At 31.4% G+C, this 21,808-nt stretch carries 24 protein-coding genes; 20 read left to right on the plus strand and 4 right to left on the minus strand.

What is annotated here, in order from left to right; genetic code table 11:
• Nucleotides 1-15 precede the first annotated feature (15 nt).
• The 6 genes from ATE84_RS15480 (at nt 16) to ATE84_RS15505 (ending at nt 4,413) form a co-directional block, all read left to right on the plus strand.
• A complete protein-coding gene (locus ATE84_RS15480; RefSeq protein WP_101448821.1) occupies nt 16-465 on the plus strand; it encodes a pyridoxamine 5'-phosphate oxidase family protein in 450 nt (149 codons plus the stop codon).
• A 12-nt stretch (nt 466-477) separates the two neighbouring features.
• On the plus strand, nt 478-783 hold the full coding sequence (locus ATE84_RS15485; protein WP_101448822.1) for a DUF1272 domain-containing protein: 306 nt from the start codon (nt 478-480) through the stop codon (nt 781-783).
• Nucleotides 784-791: 8 nt separating this feature from the next.
• Entirely contained in the window at nt 792-1,316 is a 525-nt protein-coding gene (locus tag ATE84_RS15490; RefSeq protein ID WP_101448823.1) for a GNAT family N-acetyltransferase, read from the plus strand.
• A 5-nt stretch (nt 1,317-1,321) separates the two neighbouring features.
• The gene (locus ATE84_RS15495; RefSeq protein ID WP_101448824.1) at nt 1,322-1,852 is read left to right on the plus strand and encodes a GNAT family N-acetyltransferase; all 531 of its coding nucleotides are present in this window, start codon (nt 1,322-1,324) and stop codon (nt 1,850-1,852) included.
• A gap of 9 nt (nt 1,853-1,861) precedes the next feature.
• The gene (locus ATE84_RS15500; protein WP_101448825.1) at nt 1,862-2,155 is read left to right on the plus strand and encodes a hypothetical protein; all 294 of its coding nucleotides are present in this window, start codon (nt 1,862-1,864) and stop codon (nt 2,153-2,155) included.
• 368 nt (nt 2,156-2,523) lie between these two features.
• Entirely contained in the window at nt 2,524-4,413 is a 1,890-nt protein-coding gene (locus ATE84_RS15505; protein WP_101448826.1) for an ATP-binding protein, read from the plus strand.
• 11 nt (nt 4,414-4,424) lie between these two features.
• Here ATE84_RS15505 and ATE84_RS15510 read toward each other — a convergent pair whose 3' ends face one another.
• The 4 genes from ATE84_RS15510 to ATE84_RS15525 form a co-directional block, all read right to left on the minus strand.
• Nucleotides 4,425-4,799 carry a DUF4258 domain-containing protein gene (locus ATE84_RS15510; protein WP_101448827.1) on the minus strand — a complete coding sequence of 125 codons (375 nt, stop codon included), beginning with the start codon at nt 4,797-4,799 and terminating at the stop codon, nt 4,425-4,427.
• Between the two features lie 101 nt (nt 4,800-4,900).
• Nucleotides 4,901-6,103: an alanine dehydrogenase gene (locus tag ATE84_RS15515; protein WP_101448828.1), complete on the minus strand. Its 1,203-nt coding sequence runs from the start codon at nt 6,101-6,103 to the stop codon at nt 4,901-4,903.
• A 95-nt stretch (nt 6,104-6,198) separates the two neighbouring features.
• Complete coding sequence (gene tsaE / locus ATE84_RS15520) at nt 6,199-6,600, minus strand: tRNA (adenosine(37)-N6)-threonylcarbamoyltransferase complex ATPase subunit type 1 TsaE (protein WP_101448829.1); 402 nt, start codon at nt 6,598-6,600, stop codon at nt 6,199-6,201.
• 50 nt (nt 6,601-6,650) lie between these two features.
• Nucleotides 6,651-8,201 carry a bifunctional response regulator/alkaline phosphatase family protein gene (locus ATE84_RS15525; protein ID WP_101448830.1) on the minus strand — a complete coding sequence of 517 codons (1,551 nt, stop codon included), beginning with the start codon at nt 8,199-8,201 and terminating at the stop codon, nt 6,651-6,653.
• 145 nt (nt 8,202-8,346) lie between these two features.
• Between ATE84_RS15525 and ATE84_RS15530 the strand changes: the two genes are divergently transcribed.
• The 14 genes from ATE84_RS15530 to ATE84_RS15590 all read left to right on the plus strand — a co-directional run bounded on the left by ATE84_RS15530 (nt 8,347) and on the right by ATE84_RS15590 (nt 21,805).
• Complete coding sequence (locus tag ATE84_RS15530; RefSeq protein WP_101448831.1) at nt 8,347-9,576, plus strand: HD domain-containing protein; 1,230 nt, start codon at nt 8,347-8,349, stop codon at nt 9,574-9,576.
• A 24-nt stretch (nt 9,577-9,600) separates the two neighbouring features.
• Nucleotides 9,601-10,629, plus strand: a complete 1,029-nt coding sequence (lpxD, locus tag ATE84_RS15535) for a UDP-3-O-(3-hydroxymyristoyl)glucosamine N-acyltransferase (protein ID WP_101448832.1) — start codon at nt 9,601-9,603, stop codon at nt 10,627-10,629.
• Nucleotides 10,622-12,025: a bifunctional UDP-3-O-[3-hydroxymyristoyl] N-acetylglucosamine deacetylase/3-hydroxyacyl-ACP dehydratase gene (locus tag ATE84_RS15540; RefSeq protein WP_101448833.1), complete on the plus strand. Its 1,404-nt coding sequence runs from the start codon at nt 10,622-10,624 to the stop codon at nt 12,023-12,025. Before lpxD (ATE84_RS15535) ends, ATE84_RS15540 begins: the two co-directional genes overlap by 8 nt.
• Before the next feature lie 14 nt (nt 12,026-12,039).
• Nucleotides 12,040-12,822 (plus strand): acyl-ACP--UDP-N-acetylglucosamine O-acyltransferase, encoded by a 783-nt coding sequence (gene lpxA / locus ATE84_RS15545; protein ID WP_101448834.1) that lies wholly within the window; start codon nt 12,040-12,042, stop codon nt 12,820-12,822.
• A gap of 41 nt (nt 12,823-12,863) precedes the next feature.
• Nucleotides 12,864-13,430: an elongation factor P gene (efp, locus tag ATE84_RS15550; protein ID WP_101448835.1), complete on the plus strand. Its 567-nt coding sequence runs from the start codon at nt 12,864-12,866 to the stop codon at nt 13,428-13,430.
• Between the two features lie 24 nt (nt 13,431-13,454).
• A complete protein-coding gene (gene lpxD, locus ATE84_RS15555) occupies nt 13,455-14,393 on the plus strand; it encodes a UDP-3-O-(3-hydroxymyristoyl)glucosamine N-acyltransferase (protein ID WP_101448836.1) in 939 nt (312 codons plus the stop codon).
• Nucleotides 14,386-14,739, plus strand: coding sequence for a nuclear transport factor 2 family protein (locus ATE84_RS15560; RefSeq protein WP_233195825.1), 354 nt, complete (start codon nt 14,386-14,388; stop codon nt 14,737-14,739). Before lpxD (ATE84_RS15555) ends, ATE84_RS15560 begins: the two co-directional genes overlap by 8 nt.
• Nucleotides 14,740-14,866: 127 nt before the next feature.
• Nucleotides 14,867-15,739, plus strand: coding sequence for a succinate--CoA ligase subunit alpha (sucD, locus tag ATE84_RS15565; protein WP_101448837.1), 873 nt, complete (start codon nt 14,867-14,869; stop codon nt 15,737-15,739).
• 351 nt (nt 15,740-16,090) lie between these two features.
• Nucleotides 16,091-17,116 (plus strand): LacI family DNA-binding transcriptional regulator, encoded by a 1,026-nt coding sequence (locus tag ATE84_RS15570; protein ID WP_101448838.1) that lies wholly within the window; start codon nt 16,091-16,093, stop codon nt 17,114-17,116.
• Between the two features lie 482 nt (nt 17,117-17,598).
• The gene (locus ATE84_RS26225; RefSeq protein ID WP_158237264.1) at nt 17,599-17,763 is read left to right on the plus strand and encodes a hypothetical protein; all 165 of its coding nucleotides are present in this window, start codon (nt 17,599-17,601) and stop codon (nt 17,761-17,763) included.
• A gap of 241 nt (nt 17,764-18,004) precedes the next feature.
• Nucleotides 18,005-18,910 carry a ribokinase gene (gene rbsK, locus ATE84_RS15575; protein WP_101448839.1) on the plus strand — a complete coding sequence of 302 codons (906 nt, stop codon included), beginning with the start codon at nt 18,005-18,007 and terminating at the stop codon, nt 18,908-18,910.
• Nucleotides 18,911-18,934: 24 nt separating this feature from the next.
• Nucleotides 18,935-20,545, plus strand: a complete 1,611-nt coding sequence (locus tag ATE84_RS15580) for an adenosine kinase (RefSeq protein WP_101448840.1) — start codon at nt 18,935-18,937, stop codon at nt 20,543-20,545.
• A gap of 12 nt (nt 20,546-20,557) precedes the next feature.
• Nucleotides 20,558-21,487 carry a nucleoside hydrolase gene (locus tag ATE84_RS15585; RefSeq protein WP_101448841.1) on the plus strand — a complete coding sequence of 310 codons (930 nt, stop codon included), beginning with the start codon at nt 20,558-20,560 and terminating at the stop codon, nt 21,485-21,487.
• 15 nt (nt 21,488-21,502) lie between these two features.
• Nucleotides 21,503-21,805, plus strand: a complete 303-nt coding sequence (locus ATE84_RS15590; RefSeq protein ID WP_255412030.1) for an MFS transporter — start codon at nt 21,503-21,505, stop codon at nt 21,803-21,805.
• Nucleotides 21,806-21,808 lie beyond the last annotated feature (3 nt).

Raw genomic sequence — 21,808 nt, forward strand, 5'->3', positions numbered from 1 at the left:
AAAATAATACTGGAAATGATTACTGCCGAAATAAAAAAATATGTTGATAAAAGTGTTTTATGTTGGCTAGCTACATCTTCATTGGATAATATTCCTAATGTATCACCCAAAGAAGTTTTTACATATTATGGAAATACTAATATTATTATTGCCAATATTGCTTCTCCTCAAACGGTGAAAAATATTAAAGAAAATAATAATATATGTGTAAGCTTTATAGATGTTTTTATTCAAAAAGGTTTTCAGTTAAAAGGAGTGGCTAATATTGTAGGAAAGGATGATACTGATTATGATACCATCCAAGCCCCTTTGTTACAGATAACGGGAGGTAAGTTTCCATTCGCGACTATTACAAATATTGTTGTTAAAGAAGTAAAGCGAATACTAGCACCAAAATATATTTTGTATCCAGAAACTACTGAAGAGCAACAAATACAAAGTGCACTAAAGCAATACAAAACATGAAAAACAAAAGATATGTTAGAAATAAAGCCCAGTTGTGAGCATTGCAATAAAACTTTACCTAATGATAGTGATGAGGCGATGATTTGTTCTTATGAATGTACTTTTTGCATTAGCTGTGTAGATACTATTCTATATAATGTATGTCCTAATTGTGGAGGTGGTTTTGAAAAAAGACCAACTCGACCTGTAAATTGTCTGACAGGTAATTGTGTCGAAAAACACCCTGTAAGCTCAAGAATAGTATACAAACCAATTGATGAAAATGCCTTTAAAGAGATTTTAAAAGAATTTACTGACATAGAACCAAGGAAAAGATAAATAAAGTAATGGTTGATATAAGAAGAGCAACAATAAAGGATGCAGAAAAAATTTCATCTTTAGGAAGAAAGACTTTTGATGAATCCTATGGAGAATTTTTTAATAATAAGAATAACCTGGTAAGTTATTTGGATGGAGCTTTTTCTATTGATAAAATTAAAAGTAGTTTGATAAAACCCGAAAACCTATATTGGCTGGTTACTGATGCTTATAATTCATTACCAATAGGGTATGCTAAATTAAAATTAGATTCTCCTTTAGAATTTATTGATGGAGAGCATACTTGTAAGCTTCAACGTATATATTTGCTGCAGGGATATGAAGCAAAAGGTATAGGAGGGAAGTTACATAAATGTATTGTACAGGCTGCTATTGATAATAAATACAATTGTATATGGTTGTCTAATCTCAAACTAAAAAAACAAGCTGTTACTTTTTATAAAAAGAAAGGCTATCAAATTGCTGGAGAACACAATTTTACTATTGGGGATGAAACTTTTGAGTTTTGGGCAATGAAAACTAAACTGAAATAGTTTAAATGAGTAAAGATTTGAAGTATAGAGTAGCTGATATAAATGACCTGGAAGGATTACGACAATTAGGGAAAATTTCATATGCAGAGTATTCAAATGCATTAAGTACAGAGAACTGGAATACGTTGAGTGCTATTTTGGAAAGCGAAGAAAATGTATTAAACCTGATAGAAATTAGTAAAATTTTTATTTGTGAAATAGATTCAGATATAGCTGGGATGATTTATTTCATTCCAAATGGAAATCCAACAGAATTGTACGAATCTGATTGGTGTTATATACGATTCTTGGGAGTTGATCCAAAATATCGAGGTCATGGGATAGGAAAAGAACTAGTTAATCTCTGTTTAGCCTATGCAAAAAAGAATGGAGAAAAAACCATTGCTCTGCACACATCAGAATTTATGAATGCTGCTCGGGTCATGTATGAGAAAAAAGGATTTAAAAGAGTAAAAGAAATTAAACGTTTAGGAAAAAAGTATTGGGTGTATACCATGAAGTTATCTTTCATTACAAAACTCAACTTAAAAACATAAGGATTAAAGATGGAAATACGCATTGCCCAACTTAAAGATATAGAAGTATTGATTCCCACACTTTTGGAGTTAAGGCCAAATTTAAACTGCGTAACTGTAAAACAGAAGCTCATAAATCAACTAGATGAAGGGTATCAAATCGTTTTTATTGGGAATGATAAACTTGCTTTTGCTATAGCAGGTTTCAGAACGTTAAATTTTTTCTTTAGTGGTAAAATGCTTTATATTGATCACTTAGTAACGAATTCAAATCATAAGAGAAATGGATACGCAGGACTATTGTTGGATTGGATTAAAGACTAAGCAAAAAAATAAGTATAACCATGTTTCCTTAGATTCTGGTTTCCAAAGAAAAGATGCGTATCGTTTATATTTAAATAAAGGGTTCGAAGTCGAGTCTCTACATTTTGGAAGAAAAGTTGTGGACTTGTAAATTCTCCTTCATTATAAACTCCTTAATTTTATACAACTTTCATGTATTAACTTTTTATGATTTTGTTCTAAATATGACCGTAAATCTGTAAAAACGATCTTTTTTCGGATATTTTTGTCCGAATTCCTTTTGGAGATTAATTTTATACCTAAACAATTAGTATATTACCACCTAACTCATTTATTTCTTTTTATGAGTGCAACTACAATGTAAATAAACCTAACTTTATTTTTGTGTAATGAATTATATTCATAACCGTATTCTTGCCCTAGTTTTTATTCTTTCAACGTCCCATCTGTATAGTCAGCAGAATTATTTCAAAACTCTTGAGAGACAATTTGATAGTATTGAAAACGAGTCATCTGATAAAGCATTGGTACATGCCCGAAAGATGATAAATTATAGTGTAAAATCTAAAAATAGTACCTATATGGTTAGTAGTTATGTAAAACTAGCCACCGCTTATGAGAATTTAGCGAAGTCAGATTCTGCAGTTGTGTTTTATGACAAAGCTCTTGATATAAGTAGAACTGTTGATAGTGATACTTTGTTTGCTTTTTCAGTGATAAAAATGAGTCAATTAAATAGTGTACGTGGAGATCAGGAAAGGGTTGTAGAGTTAATTTTTGAAGCATTAAAACAAATAGAAAACAACCCAAATCCAAAACAAAAACATGAGTTGTATTATAAACTATCTGAAGTACACAGAGAATTAGGAAGTTTCGATAAAGCAAAGCATTATCTACAGCTTATCATTGAAGAAACAAAATTAGATCATTTACTAGCAGCTGCTTATAACTCTTTGGGATTAATCCAATATAGTAATAAGGATTATGATATAGGAAAAGCTAATCTTTTAAAAAGCTTAGAACTGTATAAAAAACAGGAAGATAATTATAATATATGTAGTATGTTGATAAATTTAGGCGCTATACATTATCAATTAGATGAATATAAAAATGCAAAGGAATATTGGATTGAAGCCCGGAAAACGACCAAAGAATCAGGCTATATGAATTTATATAGCATGGTATTGGCTAATTTATCAGCAATATTTCATGAAGAAAAGAATTATGAAGAAGAACTTGTTTATTTAAAAGAATCAGAGAAACTAGCAAAAAAGACAGGTAATTATCAAACACTTTCTACAGTAGCAAATAATATGATGTTTGTATACGCTTTACAATCCGATATGAAAAATGTTAGACGATATGTTAAGCGATATAGAAATGCGATTGATAGTTTGTATAAAATAGAACAGAATAAGAAAATATTTGAAATTGAAACCAGATACGAAACTTCAAAAAAAGAATTAGAAATAGCACGTCAAAAAGAGTTAGTGCTTACACAAAGAACACATATTGTTATTGCTGTGGTGTTGGTCATATTATTAAGTGTCATATTGTTTATGTATATACAGCGATTGAAGAGTCAAAAATTCTTATATGTTAATCAGAAAGAACTAAACGAAGAAAAAGTTAATAATTTATTAGATACACATAAATTACAAAAAATTAGGGCCTATGTCGATGGGCAAAATAAAGAACGAGAAAGAATTTCAAAAGATTTACATGATGGCATTGGAGGGAATTTAGCTGCTATCAAAATGCGATTGAATCGTATAAAGAATAGGTTGCCTTCAGAGTTAGAACCTATAATTGCTAGTGTAGATTCTACCTATAATGAAATTCGATCTATTTCTCATGATTTAATGCCAAAAAATATTAATCACTTGTATTTCACAGATTTAATGAAAGAACTAGTTGGTTTTTCTACCAGTAAAGATATAGAGTATAAATATTATATTCATCCTGAGAAAAAACTAAATAGTATATCAGAAAGTCTACAATTAACAATTTATAGAATTATTCAAGAATTGATAACTAATATAAGTAAGCATGCCCAGGCGACCGAAGTATCCATAAATATTGCAATTCATGAAGAAAGTAATATAGTGAATATGATAGTTGAAGATAATGGTAGAGGTTTTAATACTAAAAAAAATAATTCGGGAGTTGGATTAAGAAGTATAAAACAAAGAATATCAGATAATAATGGGCTTATAAAAATAGATTCTAATTATGGTATTGGTACGGTAATTTGCGTAGAACTTCCGATAAGGATGTAAGTATAGTTAAATTATTGAATAATATCCAACACATTAACTCTGGCAATAGAATCACAATTTTCAATAAGCATGCTAATATTTTTTTCTTTAACAGAACCTTCAATGAAATAGATTTTGCAGGAATCTAGTTTGGTATTACTTTTAGAAAAACTTACATCTCCATTTGTTAATAATAAAGCAATATCCACAGTGTCTATTTGGTATTTCAACATGTTGTCTGATGCTTGTTCAGAAAAAGTTTTTTTCTTTATTCTGATGTTTTTAAGAACCCTAGCCGAAGGACCATAATCACAGGAAGCTTTTTTTCCACCCAAAAAGAAAAATAAAAGAATAAGACCGATGGCAAACCCACCTAAGTAATAAAATAATCGTTGTGCTAATTTCATAAACAGAATGCAATATTATGATGCCAAAAGTAAGTAAAGTTTTAAAGAATCATACTCTTATGAGTTGCAAAGTTTACTGTAAAAAAAGTAGCACATAAATGCTATAAAATTAATAGGTTTATATCTCTATAAGAAAGGTCAAACCAATCAGCAATAGGTTTGCTGGTCAAAATTCCATGATAAAAATATAATCCATTCTTAAGTCCACGATCAAAGCGTACGGCATTTTCTATTCCTCCTTCATCACCAATTTGTAATAAATAAGGTGTAAAGATATTGCTTATCGATAATGAAGATGTTCTGGCATATCGAGAAGGGATGTTGGGTACGCAATAATGTATAACCCCATGTTTTTCAAAAGTAGGGTGGTCGTGAGAAGTAACTTCACTTGTTTCAAAACATCCGCCCATGTCTATACTTACATCAATAATTACTGATCCCTGTTTCATAGCTTCTACCATTGTTTCTGTAACTAAAATCGGAGCACGATTTTTTCCTCTTATAGCTCCAATTACCACATCACAACGGCGTAGCGCTTTTAATAGATTTTTTGGTTGAATAGTGGATGTGTATAACGGCCTGCCTACATTAGTTTGTATACAACGAAGTTTGGTAATAGAGTTGTCAAAGACCTTTACATTTGCACCTAGCCCAATAGCCGAACGTGCAGCAAACTCGCCAACAGTACCTGCGCCAAGAATAACAACTTCTACAGGAGGTACACCACTAATATTACCCATCATTAATCCTGACCCCAGAGTTGTAACACTACTCATCAATTCTGAAGCAATGAGTACTGCTGCTGTTCCTGCAATCTCGCTAAGTGCTCTTACAGCAGGATAGGCACCATCAATATCTCGAATAAACTCAAAACCAAGAGCTGTAATTCTTTTTTTTGCAAGTCCTTGAAAATATTCTTTAGACTGTGTTTTAAGTTGTAGCGCAGAAATTAATACAGTTTGCGGATTTATATATTCAAGCTCTTCTAAAGAAGGTGGTTCTACTTTTAGGATAATCGGACATCCAAAAACTTTTCTTTTGTCATTAGTGATTTCTGCACCTGCTTCACTATAATCTCTATCGGTAAAACTAGCTCCAATACCAGCATTGGTTTCTAATAAAACTCTATGACCATGTGCTGTTAATGCAGCTACAGCATCTGGTGTAAGGCATACTCGCTTTTCTTGATAGTGGGTTTCTTTTGGGATTCCAATAAAAAGTTTTCCTTTTTTGCGGGCTACTTCGATCATTTCCTCCTGTGGTAGCAGCTGCTCTTTAGTAAAAGGAGATTTTGGTGTACTCATTTGCGTGAAATTCTGTAACTCAAATTACGAATAAAAATGCCAAGAAAACAAATAGGATTACTTATTTGATAATATAAATTCAATAATCAATATTTCTAGAACGAGAGAACCCGCTTTTTATCATCAAGTAAATCGATAGTGATAGTAACACAGTTTTCTGGCAATAATCTGTTAACTTTTTTTGGCCATTCTATAAAAACCCATGCATCAGAATCTAAATACTCTTCAAATCCTATTTGATACGCTTCTTCTTCTTCTTTTATTCTATAAAAATCAAAATGATATACTAAACCTTCTTTACTTTCATATTCATTTACCAATGAATAGGTTGGACTGGAGATAATATCTTTTACCCCCAGATGTTTACATATTTCTTTTATCAAAGTAGTTTTTCCAACTGCCATTTCTGCATCAAAGAGAATTATTTTGCTCGTTACATTCGAGATTATTTTTTCTGCTACATCAGGAAGATCCTGCAAGGTATATTCTATTGTCATTTCAATAATTCTATTCTATAAATCCAAAATACGCTACAAAAACTTTAAAGTTATCTAGGATTTAATACTATAAAAGGAATGATCATTTCTTCTAACGAAACGCCACCATGTTGGTATGTGTTTCTATAATACCCAACATAATGATTATAGTTATTGGGATATGCAAAGAAATAATCTCCTTTTGCAAAAATAAAAGAACTACTCATATTTATAGATGGTAAATGTACAGTTTTTGGGTTTGTGGCTTCCAAAACTTCTTTTCTTTCATAAGTAAGGCTTTTTCCTGTCTTATATCGAAGATTAAGACTTGTATTTTTATCACCTATCACTTTAGAAGGATTTTTTACATTTATCGTACCATGGTCTGTGGTTATAAGTAATTTGAACCCTAGTTGTTGCGCTTGCTGGATCATTTCTAGTAAAGGAGAGTTTTTAAACCAACTTTGAGTCAAAGATCTATATGATTTGTCGTTTGAGGCAAGTTCTTTAATAACTTCCATTTCCGTTTTGCTATGAGAAAGCATATCCACAAAATTGTATACTACGACTGTTAAGTCATTGTCTTTTAGTCCTTTGAAATTTGCAGCTAAAGTTTTTCCTGATCTTTCATTAGTGATTTTATAATATTCATGTTTGATATCCATGCCCAATCGTTTTAATTGTGCAGTTAGAAAATCATTCTCATGCATGTTTTTTCCTCCTTCATCTGTATCGTCTAACCAGAGATCAGGATGCATTTTTTTCATTTCAGAAGGCATAAGCCCAGAAAAAATTGAATTCCTGGCATATTGTGTTGCTGTTGGCAGAATACTGCAATATGAAACTTCTTGTTCTTTTTTGTAATAATTATTTATAATAGGCTCAAAAGCTTTCCATTGGTCATACCGTAGATTATCAATTACAACCAAAAGAGTGGATTGTTTTTTGCTAATTTCGGGTACTACTTTTTCTCTAAATAGAGTGTGAGACATTATTGGAGCTTCGTTTTTTTTATCAAACCAATCGGGATAATTTTTATCGATAAATTTGCAAAATTGAGAATTAGCTTCCACTTTTTGTGATTCCAAAATTTCGAACATCCCGGTATCTTCAATATTCTCTAGTTGTAATTCCCAGTAAATTAGTCTCTGATATAAATCAGACCACTCTTCATAAGAATTTACCATAGCCATATCCATAGCTATTTTTCTAAACTCCTGTTGATAGTTGGCTGTGGTTTTTTCTGAAACCAAACGAGAATTATCCAAATTCTTCTTTAAACTTAGAAGTATTTGATTTGGATTAACTGGTTTAATAAGATAATCAGCGATCTTACTACCAATTGCCTCTTCCATGATATATTCCTCTTCACTTTTGGTAATCATTACTACAGGAATACTATCTTCTTTTTCCTTAATTTCTGATAATGTCTCTATTCCAGAAAGACCAGGCATGTTTTCATCCAAAAAAATGATATCAAAATTATCATCATCTATTATATCTAATGCTTCAGTACCACTTTGGCATTTTGTAACATCATAATTTTTCTGTTCCAAAAATAATATATGTGGTTTAAGCAAATCAATCTCATCATCAACCCAAAGTATCTTTATTTTACTCATCAATTTTTATTTTTTTTATTTATAAACTTAATATATAGCCTATTTATTCACGTTACTAAGAAAACTTTAATAATTTAAATTCATTTTGAAATGTTTTATATGCCTAGCATATATGTATATTTGCTTCCGTAAATGCAAGATAAACTTGAAAAAAAGAAATAAGCTTAAAATATTAAACGACCCAATTTACGGTTTTATTACGATACCTAATGAACTAATTTTTGATCTAATCGAACATAGGTATTTTCAGAGGTTACGTCGTATATCTCAGATGGGACTCTCATATTTGGTATATCCGGGAGCACATCATACAAGATTTCACCATGCTTTAGGATGTATGCATCTTATGCAAAAAGCTGTGAGAGTTCTTGGTTTTAAGGGAGTTAATATTTCTGAAGAAGAAGAAGAAGCTCTTTATGTAGCCATCTTATTACATGATATTGGGCATGGTCCTTTTTCTCATGCGATGGAACACAGTATCGTTAATGAGGTGAATCATGAATCAATTTCTCTTATGTTTATGGAGAAAATTAATGAAGAATTTAACGGTAGTTTAACGCTGGCAATTCAGATTTTTAAAGGAGAATATCATCGTAATTTTTTACATCAGTTGATTTCGAGTCAATTAGATATGGATCGTTTAGATTACCTGAAACGAGACAGTTTTTATACCGGTGTAGCCGAAGGAAACATCAATAGTGAACGCTTGATTACGATGCTTACCGTAGTAGATGATGAATTGGTGGTAGAGGAAAAAGGGATTTATTCTGTTGAGAAATTTTTGCTAGCAAGACGTTTGATGTATTGGCAGGTATATCTTCATAAAACAAGTTTGGTAGCAGAGAATTTATTAATTAGAGTATTGAAAAGAGCTAAAGAATTAGTAGAAACTGGAGTGACACTAAAAGCTAGTGAAGCATTAACATTTTTTCTCGAAAATAAGATAACAGCAAAAAACTTTACTTCTGAAGTTTTGGAAACATTTTCTAGGTTAGATGATTACGATATTATTTCTGCAATGAAAGAATGGTCTCGTTCAGAAGATTTTGTTCTAAGTATGTTGTCATCAATGATTATTGACAGGGATCTTTTGAAAATAAAAGTTAAAAAGAAACCTTTTCAGAGTCATAAAAAAGAAAATCATATCGAAAAATTCAAGAAACAATATAAAATTTCTGACGAAGAAGCTCGTTATTTTATTTTTGAAGGGACTATTTCTAACCAAGCATATCACCTTAATAAACAGAATATAAATATTTTATATAAGTCAAAAAAAATTATAGATGTAGTTAAAGCTACTGATGAGTTTAATCTTGAAGCCCTATCAAAACCAGTAACCAAATATTTTATGTGCTATCCAAAGCACAAACATTAACACATTTTTTATACTTTTGCTAGAATGATTTTTACAGCCACACAAATTGCGGGTATTTTGAACGGAGAAATCGAAGGGGATGAAACCGTTGAAGTATCCAAACTAGCTAAAATTGAGGAAGGAACTAAAGGTTCGTTAACCTTTTTGTCAAATCCTAAATACACCCAATATATCTATTCTACTGATGCATCAATAACGATCGTAGATAAAAGCTTTGAGGCAGAGTCCGAAATTAAAACAACTCTTATTAGAGTAGATGATGCATATAAAGCTTTTTCCCAATTGCTAGAGTATTATAATATGGTAAAGATGAATAAAGCAGGAATAGAACAACCGAGTTTTATTTCTGAAACTGCATCTTTTGGAGAAAATATTTATTTTGGTGCATTTTCTTATATAGGAGATAATGCTAAAATTGGTGAAAATGCTAAGATTTTTCCTAATGTGTATATTGGAGATAATGTAACAATTGGTGATAATGTAATTGTTTTTGCCGGAGCAAAAATATATTCGGAAACCATAATTGGAAATGACTGTGTAATTCATAGCGGAGCTATAGTAGGAGCAGATGGTTTTGGATTTACACCAAATGAAAAAGGAGAATATAGTAAAGTACCCCAAACAGGTAATGTTGTAATAGAAAATAATGTCGATGTAGGAGCCGGTACAACGATTGATAGAGCTACACTAGGATCTACAATCATTCGTACAGGAGTAAAACTAGACAATCAAATACAAATTGCTCATAATGTAGAAATAGGAGAACATACAGCAATTGCTGCTCAGACAGGGATCGCAGGATCTACCAAAATAGGTAAACATTGCTTGATTGGTGGACAAGTAGGTATTGCGGGTCACCTTGTTATTGGTAATAATGTAAGAATTCAAGCGCAATCAGGTATAGGAAGAAATATAAAAGATGGAGAAGCTATTCAAGGTTCTCCCGCTTTAGGATATTCTGACTTTAATAAATCTTATGTGCATTTTAAAAATCTTCCCAAAATAGTGGATAGAGTATACAAACTAGAGAAAAAGACAAACAACAATGAGTAATATTGTCGTAGGCAAACAAAGAACCATTAATAAGGAGGTAAAGCTTACAGGTGTAGGCTTACATACTGGAAAAGAAGTAACGTTAACTTTTAAACCGGCACCCGAGAATCATGGCTATGCATTTTGCAGAATTGATCTAGAAGGTAGTCCTATTATTGAGGCTGATGCTAATTACGTTGTAAATACACAACGAGGGACAAATTTAGAGAAAAATGGAGTTAGCATTCAGACATCAGAACACGTACTTGCTGCTTGTGTAGGATTAGAAATCGATAATCTTTTGATAGAGTTAAATGCATCAGAACCCCCAATTATGGATGGTTCTAGTAAGTTTTTTATCGAAGCTCTGGAACAAGCTGGTATTGTAGAACAAGAATCAGAAAGAGAAGAGTATATCGTAAAAGATGTGATCTCTTATATCGATGAAGAATCTGGTAGTGAAATTATTGTAATGCCATCTGATGAATATCAGGTGACAACTATGGTAGATTTTGGAACCAAAGTTTTAGGGACTCAAAATGCTTCTTTAAAACATCTTTCAGATTTTAAAAAGGAAATTGCCGATGCTAGAACTTTTAGTTTTCTACACGAGTTAGAAATGTTATTAGAACATGGTCTGATTAAAGGAGGAGACTTAAATAATGCTATAGTGTATGTGGATAAGGAATTAAGTCCAAGCACAATGGAAAAACTTAAAGTAGCCTTCGGAAAAGAATCTATCGCTATAAAGCCTAATGGTATTTTGGATAATTTAACATTACATTACCCAAACGAGGCAGCACGTCATAAACTATTGGATGTTATAGGAGATATAGCATTAATAGGAACTAGGATTAGAGGTAAAATTATAGCTAATAAACCAGGGCACTATGTGAATACCCAGTTTGCTAAAAAACTTTCGAAGATTATAAAAATTGAAAAACGTAATAAAGTTCCTCAATTTGATCTTTCAAAAGAGCCTTTAATGGATATTAATAAGATAATGGGTATGCTTCCGCATAGACCTCCTTTCTTATTAATAGACAGGATTTTAGAAATGTCTGATAAGCACGTAGTTGGTCTTAAGAATGTAACTATGAATGAGCCTTTTTTTGTAGGACATTTTCCAGGTGCACCAGTAATGCCTGGAGTACTTCAGATTGAAGCTATGGCTCAGACAGGTGGAATTTTAGCATTAAGTACAGTACCAGATCCAGAAAATTACCTTACCTATTTTATGAAAATAGATAAGGTGAAATTCAAACAGCAAGTATTACCAGGTGACACTTTGATATTTAAATTAGAATTGATAACACCTATTCGTCGCGGTATATGTCATATGCAAGCCTTTGCTTATGCTAATGGAAAATTAGTTACCGAGGCAGAACTTATGGCACAAATTGTAAAATCAAAATAATCAATAAAAAATAGATGAATCAACCGTTAGCATACGTTCATCCAGGAGCAAAAATTGCAAAGAATGTTGTAATAGAACCTTTTACAACTATACATAATAATGTAGTGATAGGAGAAGGAACCTGGATAGGTTCTAATGTTACTATTATGGAAGGAGCGCGCATAGGGAAAAATTGTAGTATTTTTCCAGGAGCCGTTATTTCTGCTACTCCCCAGGATAAAAAATTTAATGATGAAGATACTATAACTGAAATTGGAGATAATACTACAATTCGGGAATGTGTTACAATCAATAGAGGAACGACCGATAGAATGAAAACCAAAATAGGAAAGAATTGTTGGATTATGGCATATTGCCATATAGCCCACGATTGCATTGTTGGTGATAATTGTATATTCTCTAATAATAGTACATTAGCAGGTCACATCAATGTTGGTGATTATGTAGTTTTGGCGGGTATGGCTGCGGTACAACAGTTTTGTAGTATTGGTAATCACGCATTTGTAACAGGAGGGTCATTAGTACGTAAAGATGTACCTCCATTTGTTAAAGCTGCCAGAGAACCTTTATCATATGTTGGGATTAACTCTATAGGACTGCGCCGAAGAGGTTTCTCAACAGAGAAAATAAGAGAAATACAAAATATTTATCGAATATTATATCAACAGAATTATAATAATACTCAAGCAGTAGCAATTATTGAAGCCGAAATGGAAGCAACTCCAGAAAGAGATGAGGTTTTAGAATTTATTAAAAACTCTCAGAGAGGAATTATGAAAGGATATTTTTCTAATTAGGTAATTCGATACAGATAATAATCATAAGAAATTAAAGAATAATGGCAAGTACTAGTGATATAAGAAATGGATTGTGTATCAAATACAATCACGACATCTTTAAAGTTATTGAATTTTTACATGTGAAACCTGGTAAAGGACCTGCTTTTGTACGTACAAAGTTAAAAAGTGTCACTACAGGAAAAGTAATTGATAATACATTTTCTGCAGGTCATAAGATTGACGATGTGCGAGTTGAAACGCATAAATTTCAATTTCTGTATGCAGAAGGAGACACGTATCATTTTATGAATACAGAAGATTATAATCAAATAACTTTAGAGAAATCTACTTTGGATGCTCCTGGATTATTAAAAGAAGGAGAAGTGGTAACTGTTATTATCAATTCTGAAGACCAAATGCCTCTTTCTGTAGAAATGCCTGCGAGTGTTATTCTTGAAGTAACAGCGACAGAACCTGGTGTTAAAGGAAATACGGCTACCAATGCGACTAAACCAGCTACCGTAGAAACGGGAGCAGAAGTAATGGTACCTCTTTTTATTAATGAAGGAGATAAAATTAAAGTCGAAACAGAAAAAGGAACGTATAAAGAAAGAATAAAAGAATAACATTTTATATTCCGAATTTTTAGAATGAAATTTCCGCAAGCGCATACCTTACAACAAATAGCTACAATTATATCATCAGAGTATGTAGGGGACTCTAATTTCCCGATTTTAGGGATGAATGAAATACATGTAGTTTCTCCTGGAGATATCGTTTTTGTTGATCATCCCAAATATTATGATAAAGCATTGGAAAGTGCGGCAACAGTAATTTTGATTAATAAAGAAGTAGAATGCCCAGAAGGAAAAGCTCTTTTAATCTCGGATGACCCTTTTAGAGATTTTAATAAACTTACCACATATTTTAGACCATTCAAAAAAGCTGATTCGTTAATTTCAGAAACAGCCAAAATTGGTAAAAATACAACCATACAGCCTGGTAGTTTTATCGGGAATAATGTTATTATTGGTGATAATTGCCTTATTCATGCCAATGTTAGTATTTATGATAATACTATTATTGGTAATAATGTTACTATACATGCGGGTACTGTTTTAGGAACAGATGCTTTTTATTATCAGAAAAGACCCCATGGATTTGATAAATTAATTTCTGGAGGACGTGTAGTAATAGAGGATTATGTAGATTTGGGTTCTTCATGTACTATAGATAAGGGAGTTACCGGAGATACTATAATAAAAGAAGGTACCAAAATAGATAATCAAGTACAAGTTGGTCATGATACAGTTATTGGAAGAAAATGTTTGATCGCTTCTCAAGTTGGTATTGCGGGTTGTGTTGTCATTGAAGATGAAGTAACAATCTGGGGGCAAGTTGGTATTACTAGCGCTATTACAATTGGAGCAAAGGCTGTTATTTCTGCCCAATCAGGAGTTAGTAAATCTTTAGAACCTAATAAAAGTTATTTTGGGACTCCTGCAGATGATTTTAGAAAAAAATACAAGGAAATTGCTGCAATACGACAGATTCCTGATTTAATAGACAAATTGAATAAAAATGAGTAAAACAGTTAAGGATATAGTACGATCTTTTTATGAAGCAGATCTTATTCATGATACTAAAGCCTTTTCTGAATATTTACATCCTGAAATTGAATTGTATTGGAATAGCAGTTTTGGATTCAGCAAAAAAGATTTTAATGATATTAAGACCATGTTTAATGAAATGGCCTTGTCTTTTGAAACTTTAAGATGCGAAATTAGCCACCTTATTGCCGAAGGAAATACGGTAACTATACGGTACACATATTTTGTTCAAACTATTGAAACACCAGATAAAGAAGATCCCCTAGCTCATTTTATTGCAATTTGGGACTTAAGAATGATAAATTATATAGAGGATATCAAATAAGTCAACAAGGAGATAATGCTTCTGAAAGTATAATGTCATTTATTTCAAAATAATTAGTTTTTCATTTCAACCATAATTTTCAAAAGCTTACTTTTGAAGCTCTAAAAAAATAAAAAATCATAACGCAATGAGTGTTTTAGTTAATAAAGATTCAAAAATTATTGTACAAGGATTTACAGGTAGTGAAGGTACTTTTCATGCAGGTCAAATGATCGAGTATGGAACAAATGTTGTTGGAGGAGTGACCCCCGGAAAAGGAGGACAAACTCATTTGGATAAACCCGTTTTTAATACCGTAGAAGATGCAGTTAGAGAAGTAGGTGCTGATACTACAATTATTTTTGTACCACCAGCTTTTGCTGCAGATGCAATTATGGAAGCTGCTGATGCAGGAATAAAAGTAATTATTACAATTACAGAAGGTATTCCCGTTGCAGATATGATTACAGCATCAAACTATATTAGTGATAAAGAATGTAGACTTATTGGCCCAAATTGCCCAGGAGTAATTACTCCAGGAGAAGCAAAAGTTGGTATTATGCCAGGGTTTGTATTCAAAAAAGGAAATGTAGGTATTGTTTCAAAATCGGGTACTCTAACATATGAAGCAGCAGATCAAGTTGTAAAACAAGGACTTGGGATAACTACTGCAATAGGAATTGGTGGAGATCCAATTATTGGTACTACTACAAAAGAAGCTGTTGAATTATTAATCAATGATCCAGAAACAGACTGTGTGGTTATGATTGGTGAAATTGGAGGTCAGTTAGAGGCAGATGCTGCAAAATGGATAAAAGAAAGCGGAACTTCTAAACCTGTTGTAGGTTTTATTGCTGGTGAAACTGCACCTGCTGGTCGTACTATGGGACATGCTGGAGCTATTGTCGGTGGAAGCGAAGATACTGCGGCAGCCAAAAAAGAAATCATGAGAGAATGTGGAATTCATGTAGTAAACTCTCCTGCAGAAATAGGAAAGAAAGTAGCTGAAGTGTTAGGCTAGAAAAAAATATTTGGAATTAATATCGTAGAAATTACGAATAGCTTTTCTAAACTAAAAACGTCCATGAAATTTCATGGACGTTTTTAGTTTAGAAAAAATGTAGAAATGCAAACCAAACAAAATATTCTGTATATATGTAATTTATAGAAGTAATTAAACGGCGTAAAAACAATTTTGAGATGATAGATAGTCATAGGACCAAAAATTATAGTAAATTAACAAACGAGTTTATGTAATCACTAGAGATTGTTTTAACAAACATAAAACGATAACGATGTTGATTAAGAAATTATACCTTTGTTGCTTGATATACACTTTAAAAATCTTAATATTTACTAGGGAAGAAGAATAATGCCAAAAAATAAAGTAACCATTCAATCTATTGCTGATGCTTTGGGAGTATCAGTTTCAACCGTTTCTAGAGTAATGAATGGAGTAGGGAAAAAGTATAGGATAAGTACCAAGACAAGAGATATTATCCTCAAAAAAGCTAAAGAATTAGATTACACTCCTAATAAAATAGCAAAAAGCCTGCGTTTACAAAAAACATTTACAATAGGTCTTATTATACCTGATATTTCTAATCCATGGTTCTCTAAAATTGCAATGAAAATAGAAGAAGAATCAAGAAAGAAAAAATATAATGTCTTTTTATGCAATACTAATGGTGACATTAATATAGAAAAAGAATCCTTAGAATTAATGGAGAACTGGCATGTAGATGGCGTTGTAATAGTACCAATTGGCTTGGAATATGAACATTTGCTAAAATCTTATAAAAACGGAATGCCCTTAGTGTTTGTTGATAGATTTTTTGAAGGAATAGATATACCTTATGTATCCACCAATGATCTAGAAGGAGCCTACGAAGCAAATGAATATTTAATAAAAAATGGGCATAGAAATATTGCTTGTATTCAAGGTTTAATAGGAACTTCTCAAAATACGCAAAGAGTTAAAGGGTATAAAAAGGCATTAGAAGATAATAACTTACCTTATAGATCGGATCTTATTGTCGGTTATGATTTTGGATTTCAGAATGGGTATGATCAAGCAAAGAAAATTATAGAACAAATTGATAAAACTAAGGTAACTGCAATTTTTTCTACAGGAAACCAGATAACACTGGGTATTTTAAAAGCCTTAAAAGAAAAAAACATTCGTATTCCTGAGGATTTATCATTGATCTCATTCGATGAAAACAACTATTCAGAGTTGTTGTATACCCCAATTTCTACAGTATCTCATGTTGATGAGAAAATAGGGGATAAGGCGATAGAACTTTTATTCAATCAAATTAATAAAACAATTGCGGATAATAATTATATTTTGACCCCTACCCATTTAATAAAAAGAGATTCTGTGAAGCAATTGTAAGGTACCCCCAGTATTTTCTATTTAGGCTTGTTTCCTCTATTCGAACAGTATGGATGCATTTAAAAAATAATGATGCATTGTTTAAACATTAAAATACAATATAATTCTACTAATGTGTGTAATAGTGTTAATTAAATGGTTGTTTGTTTAGTATTTTGTTAAAGTTTTGAATAAAACAGTATTATATTGATGAAAGTGTAAGTGTTTGATTATTAGTCATGTGTGCTTTTTAGAATGCTTTTTTTCTGAATTATTTTGAGAGTAACCAGTTTCCATGATTTGGATAATAGAAAAAAATAATTAAATTGCACAAACGTTTGCGCAAAATATGATTAACACTGCCCAAAGAATATTATCAATAACGTTTAAATAAATGTAGATAGTAATGATTGGATTAAATTCCATTTCAAAACTATCAATTTTCTTAAAACCAGTAACAACAAATTGTATTAATCATTAAGCTAATTTAATTTTCTGTTATTATGAAAAAAATATTTCTTTTTGCCTTTTTGTTATTGTTTTTTGAGGGTACAATAATCGCGCAGGTCACAACTTCAAACATTAGAGGTAAAATATTTGACGATCAAAATATTTCTTTAATGGGAGCAGATGTAATTTGGCCTACGCTATATTTTTTAAAAATGTAATCTTTTGATATATAATATTTTTTTGAGACCCATATTTGTAAAGTATTATTAAATTTAGGAGAGTTAATATAAGTTCTTACATGATTATGGTTTATGATAAATCTGAATATATGATTTACGTTAAAAATTGAAGTTTTATAGATGCTATTTTTTTGTGGAATATAATCTTAATCAAATTAATGTAGTTACAAGGAATAGAAGAGCATAGTTATTTTTGAATTAATAGATAAAAGAATATAGAATGAAAAAAATTATAACTGTTATAGGAAGTTATAATCGTGATATGGTGTTTCAAACTCCATATTTTCCAAGACCAGGAGAGACAATTACAGCAAGAAACTTTGAAATGTTTTCTGGTGGTAAGGGAGCAAACCAAGCAGTAGCTGCATCAAGATTAGGAGGAGATGTTTTTTTTATTACGAAAATGGGGAATGATGAATTAGAGAATAAATCAAAAGATAAATTTTCTAAAGATGGTATTCGGGTTAATTATATTCTTCAGGATTCAGATCTTCCTTCTGGAACAGCTGTGATTATGGTTAATGATAATGGACAAAACTGCATTGTAATAACTCCAGGAGCAAATGATAATCTTTTATCTAGTGATATCGATGCATGTTCTCATGCCATAGAAAAAGCATCCTTTGTTTTAATGCAATTAGAAATCCCTTACAATACAGTAAAACATGCATTAGATATAAGCTATAAGATGAAAAAAAAGGTCATTCTTAATCCTGCACCTACAGTTCCCTTAGAAGATGATATTTATCAAAAACTATATTTAATCACACCTAATCAAACAGAAGCAACATTATTAACCGGTATTGAAGTAGAGAACGCAAAATCTGCATCTAAGGCAGCAGATATATTTCTAAAGAAAGGGGTGCAGAACGTAATTATTACACTAGGAGAGAATGGAGCCTATTTTAAAAATAATGAAGAACAGTTTCTGGTACCCATACAAGAAGTAGAAGTAAAGGATACTACAGGAGCAGGTGATATCTTTAATGGAGCATTAGTTGTCGCATTATCAGAAGGGAAGAACTGGAGACAAGCTGTAGAATTCGCTAACTCGGCATCTTCAATAGGAGTTAGTCGTTTGGGAGCACAATCATCAGCACCATATAGAAATGAGATCTCTATTTAACAAAGATTAAAAAGAAATTGAAATATGAATAAATACAAAGCAAAATATAAAATATGTATACAAAAACGTAATATAAATAGAATGAGTTTTATTATAAAGAATCATACGGTATTGATACTTTTACTATCGATTTTTATAAGTTGTAAGAACTCAAATAATACGACCACTCCAGAAACGATAACATCACAAGAAACATATAATGAAAGAAGAGAGCAATTAATCGCTATTCATGAAAAAAACTCTTTTGATGTTGATATTCAATTATCTAAAGAAGAGTTAGAATTGGAACAAAAGATAAGTGCGTATAGGAACGCTTTTGAAAAAAAACGTAAACGAGATAACATTCCATTTTTTAATCAACCCTTTCACGCTATTCAACCAATTATTGATTCATCAACTCTTTACAAAGTGTTACAAAAAATGCCTAAAGGAGGTTTATTACATACACATAGCATAGGGATGACAGATATAAAATGGCTTATAGAAGAAGCTATTAAAACTCCTAACTGTTATGTATATGTCGGAAAAGATAATGAAATGCATATATATGGGGAGTTGGCTATTTTTAAAGAAGAAAATGTTCCCAATGACTTTGTTTTATTAAAAGACCAAATTAAATCGGATACTGATTTTAAAGCAAATTTGTACGAATTATTAGTATTGAAAAGAGTATCATTTTCTGATCGTACAGATTACTGGACAGAATTTGAAAAAAGATTCAGGAGAGTTAGTAAACTACTCAATTTCAGACCTTTTTTTTTAGCATATTATAAAAAGGCATTTTTAGACCTTATAGAAGATAAAGTATCGCATGTAGAAATTAGAATGGTATTTAACAATTTATATGATTTAGAAAAAAGTGATTATCCTATAGAAATAATGGTATCAGATCTTCAAAAAGTTATAAGTGAAATAGAAAAGGAAGGAAAAGAATTAAGTATTAGTTTGATTTATACCAGTTTTAAATTTTTCAATACCCAAGAGATAGATAAGGAGATTGCTAAAGCATTTAACCTAAAGAAAAAATTTCCAAATATGATTTCTGGATTTGATCTGGTTGCAGAAGAGGATAAAGGAAATAGTGTACAGTATTATGAAAAAAATTGGCAAAAGATAGATTCTATGTCTTCAAAATTTGGATTAGAATTACCTCTTTTCCTACATGCTGGTGAAAGCAAATCAATAACAAACACAAATCTTATAGATGTATCTGTTTTGAAAAATAGAAGAATCGGACATGCTTTAAACTTGGTGTTGTTTCCAGAAATAATGCGGCAAGTAAAAGAAAAAGATATGCTTGTAGAAGTTTGCCCGATTAGTAATCAGATTTTAGGGTATGTAAATGATTTAAGAAATCATCCTGCACGAATATTACTTAATAATGGAATACAATGTTCGATTAATAGTGATGATCCAGGGGTATTTGCATATGAAGGATTGAGTTATGATTTCTGGATGGTATGTATGGCATGGGAACTAGATATAAAAGCCATTAAAAAATTGGTTTTTAATTCTATTACCTATTCTGGATTGACAAATGACAAAAAAGAAATATTGCTTTTGAAATTAAAAAAAGATTGGAATGTATTCATAAATGAAGCAAATCTAATTATGGATAAACAATTTTTAAATTAAACAAAACCCGAGATGAAAAGAAAGTTTATTATTGATACAGACACTGCTTCTGATGATGCTGTAGCATTAATTATGGCAATGAATTACCCGGATATAGAAATAGAAGGATTTACACTCGTTGCGGGAAATGTAAAATTAGAACAAGGTATTCAGAATGCAATGTACACGATGTCTTTGTGTAATAAAGATATACCCGTGTATCCTGGAATAGATAAACCAATGATGAGACCTCTAAATACAGCGGATCATGTACATGGAGAAGATGGTATGGGAGATATAGAGTTGCCGCTTTCTGGATTTACTCCAGAAAAAACGCATGCAGTATCAGCGCTTATCGAGAAAATTAATCAATATCCTGATGAAATTACTTTAGTATGTTTGGCTCCATTAACCAATATTGCAGTGGCTTTACTTATGGATAAAACGATAGCAAGTAAAGTAAAGGAATGTATTATTATGGGAGGAATAGGAAAAGGAAGAGGTAATGTTACTCCAATAGCAGAATATAATTTTTGGGCTGACCCCGAAGCTGCAAAAATTGTTTTTGAATCAGGGATGCCAATAAAAATGGTAGGTTGGGATATTTCAAGGAAATATGCAGTATTTGATAAGAATGATGCTAATAAAATTAAGGAACTAGGTACTCCTTTAGCAAGTTTTAGTGTTGATATTCAGAAAAAATGTGATGAATATGCAAGAAATAATTCCTTAATAAAAGGATTTGATTTACCAGATCCTATTGCAATGGCAGTAGCATTAGATAAAACCATCGCAACCGAGGTAAGAAAAGCTCATGTAACTATTTTAACCAATGATGATTATTCTAGAGGACAAAGTGCAATAGATTATACAGGCTCAACATTAAAAGAACCAAATGCAGAAATAGTACTAAAGGCAGATAGAAATGGATTTCTAAAAATACTATACGAATCCTTGTCTTAATAGGCATACCTTTTATTGGTTTTAGTCTTTTTAATACTAGAGAAAATGGCCTTTGATTTTTATTTCATATCAGGGTCGCTATTTGTAGATAAAACGGCTAATTCAAAAATACGCTCTAGTACGCAGGGGTTATTTATGATGATGGTGAATGGTCTTGGAGCGGTACTAGGTGCCTACGCTAGTGGTTTTGTGGTTGATTTTTATACGATAAATGGTATAAGAGACTGGAGTACAATATGGTATGTGTTTTCTATTTATGCGCTACTGACTGGGGTTACATTTATGCTGATTTTTAAATATAAACACACCAAAGAATAATAA

Source organism: Aquimarina sp. MAR_2010_214, assembly GCF_002846555.1.
GTDB lineage: Bacteria > Bacteroidota > Bacteroidia > Flavobacteriales > Flavobacteriaceae > Aquimarina.

Coding starts and splice junctions, on each gene's coding strand:
- ATE84_RS15480 (WP_101448821.1), top strand. CDS start 16: ATGATTACTGCCGAAATAAAAAAATATGTTGATAAAAGTGTTTTATGT.
- ATE84_RS15485 (WP_101448822.1), top strand. CDS start 478: ATGTTAGAAATAAAGCCCAGTTGTGAGCATTGCAATAAAACTTTACCT.
- ATE84_RS15490 (WP_101448823.1), top strand. CDS start 792: ATGGTTGATATAAGAAGAGCAACAATAAAGGATGCAGAAAAAATTTCA.
- ATE84_RS15495 (WP_101448824.1), top strand. CDS start 1,322: ATGAGTAAAGATTTGAAGTATAGAGTAGCTGATATAAATGACCTGGAA.
- ATE84_RS15500 (WP_101448825.1), top strand. CDS start 1,862: ATGGAAATACGCATTGCCCAACTTAAAGATATAGAAGTATTGATTCCC.
- ATE84_RS15505 (WP_101448826.1), top strand. CDS start 2,524: ATGAATTATATTCATAACCGTATTCTTGCCCTAGTTTTTATTCTTTCA.
- ATE84_RS15510 (WP_101448827.1), bottom strand. CDS start 4,799: ATGAAATTAGCACAACGATTATTTTATTACTTAGGTGGGTTTGCCATC.
- ATE84_RS15515 (WP_101448828.1), bottom strand. CDS start 6,103: ATGAGTACACCAAAATCTCCTTTTACTAAAGAGCAGCTGCTACCACAG.
- tsaE (WP_101448829.1), bottom strand. CDS start 6,600: ATGACAATAGAATATACCTTGCAGGATCTTCCTGATGTAGCAGAAAAA.
- ATE84_RS15525 (WP_101448830.1), bottom strand. CDS start 8,201: ATGAGTAAAATAAAGATACTTTGGGTTGATGATGAGATTGATTTGCTT.
- lpxD (WP_101448832.1), top strand. CDS start 9,601: ATGATTTTTACAGCCACACAAATTGCGGGTATTTTGAACGGAGAAATC.
- ATE84_RS15540 (WP_101448833.1), top strand. CDS start 10,622: ATGAGTAATATTGTCGTAGGCAAACAAAGAACCATTAATAAGGAGGTA.
- lpxA (WP_101448834.1), top strand. CDS start 12,040: ATGAATCAACCGTTAGCATACGTTCATCCAGGAGCAAAAATTGCAAAG.
- efp (WP_101448835.1), top strand. CDS start 12,864: ATGGCAAGTACTAGTGATATAAGAAATGGATTGTGTATCAAATACAAT.
- lpxD (WP_101448836.1), top strand. CDS start 13,455: ATGAAATTTCCGCAAGCGCATACCTTACAACAAATAGCTACAATTATA.
- ATE84_RS15560 (WP_233195825.1), top strand. CDS start 14,386: ATGAGTAAAACAGTTAAGGATATAGTACGATCTTTTTATGAAGCAGAT.
- sucD (WP_101448837.1), top strand. CDS start 14,867: ATGAGTGTTTTAGTTAATAAAGATTCAAAAATTATTGTACAAGGATTT.
- ATE84_RS15570 (WP_101448838.1), top strand. CDS start 16,091: ATGCCAAAAAATAAAGTAACCATTCAATCTATTGCTGATGCTTTGGGA.
- ATE84_RS26225 (WP_158237264.1), top strand. CDS start 17,599: ATGAAAAAAATATTTCTTTTTGCCTTTTTGTTATTGTTTTTTGAGGGT.
- rbsK (WP_101448839.1), top strand. CDS start 18,005: ATGAAAAAAATTATAACTGTTATAGGAAGTTATAATCGTGATATGGTG.
- ATE84_RS15580 (WP_101448840.1), top strand. CDS start 18,935: ATGAATAAATACAAAGCAAAATATAAAATATGTATACAAAAACGTAAT.
- ATE84_RS15585 (WP_101448841.1), top strand. CDS start 20,558: ATGAAAAGAAAGTTTATTATTGATACAGACACTGCTTCTGATGATGCT.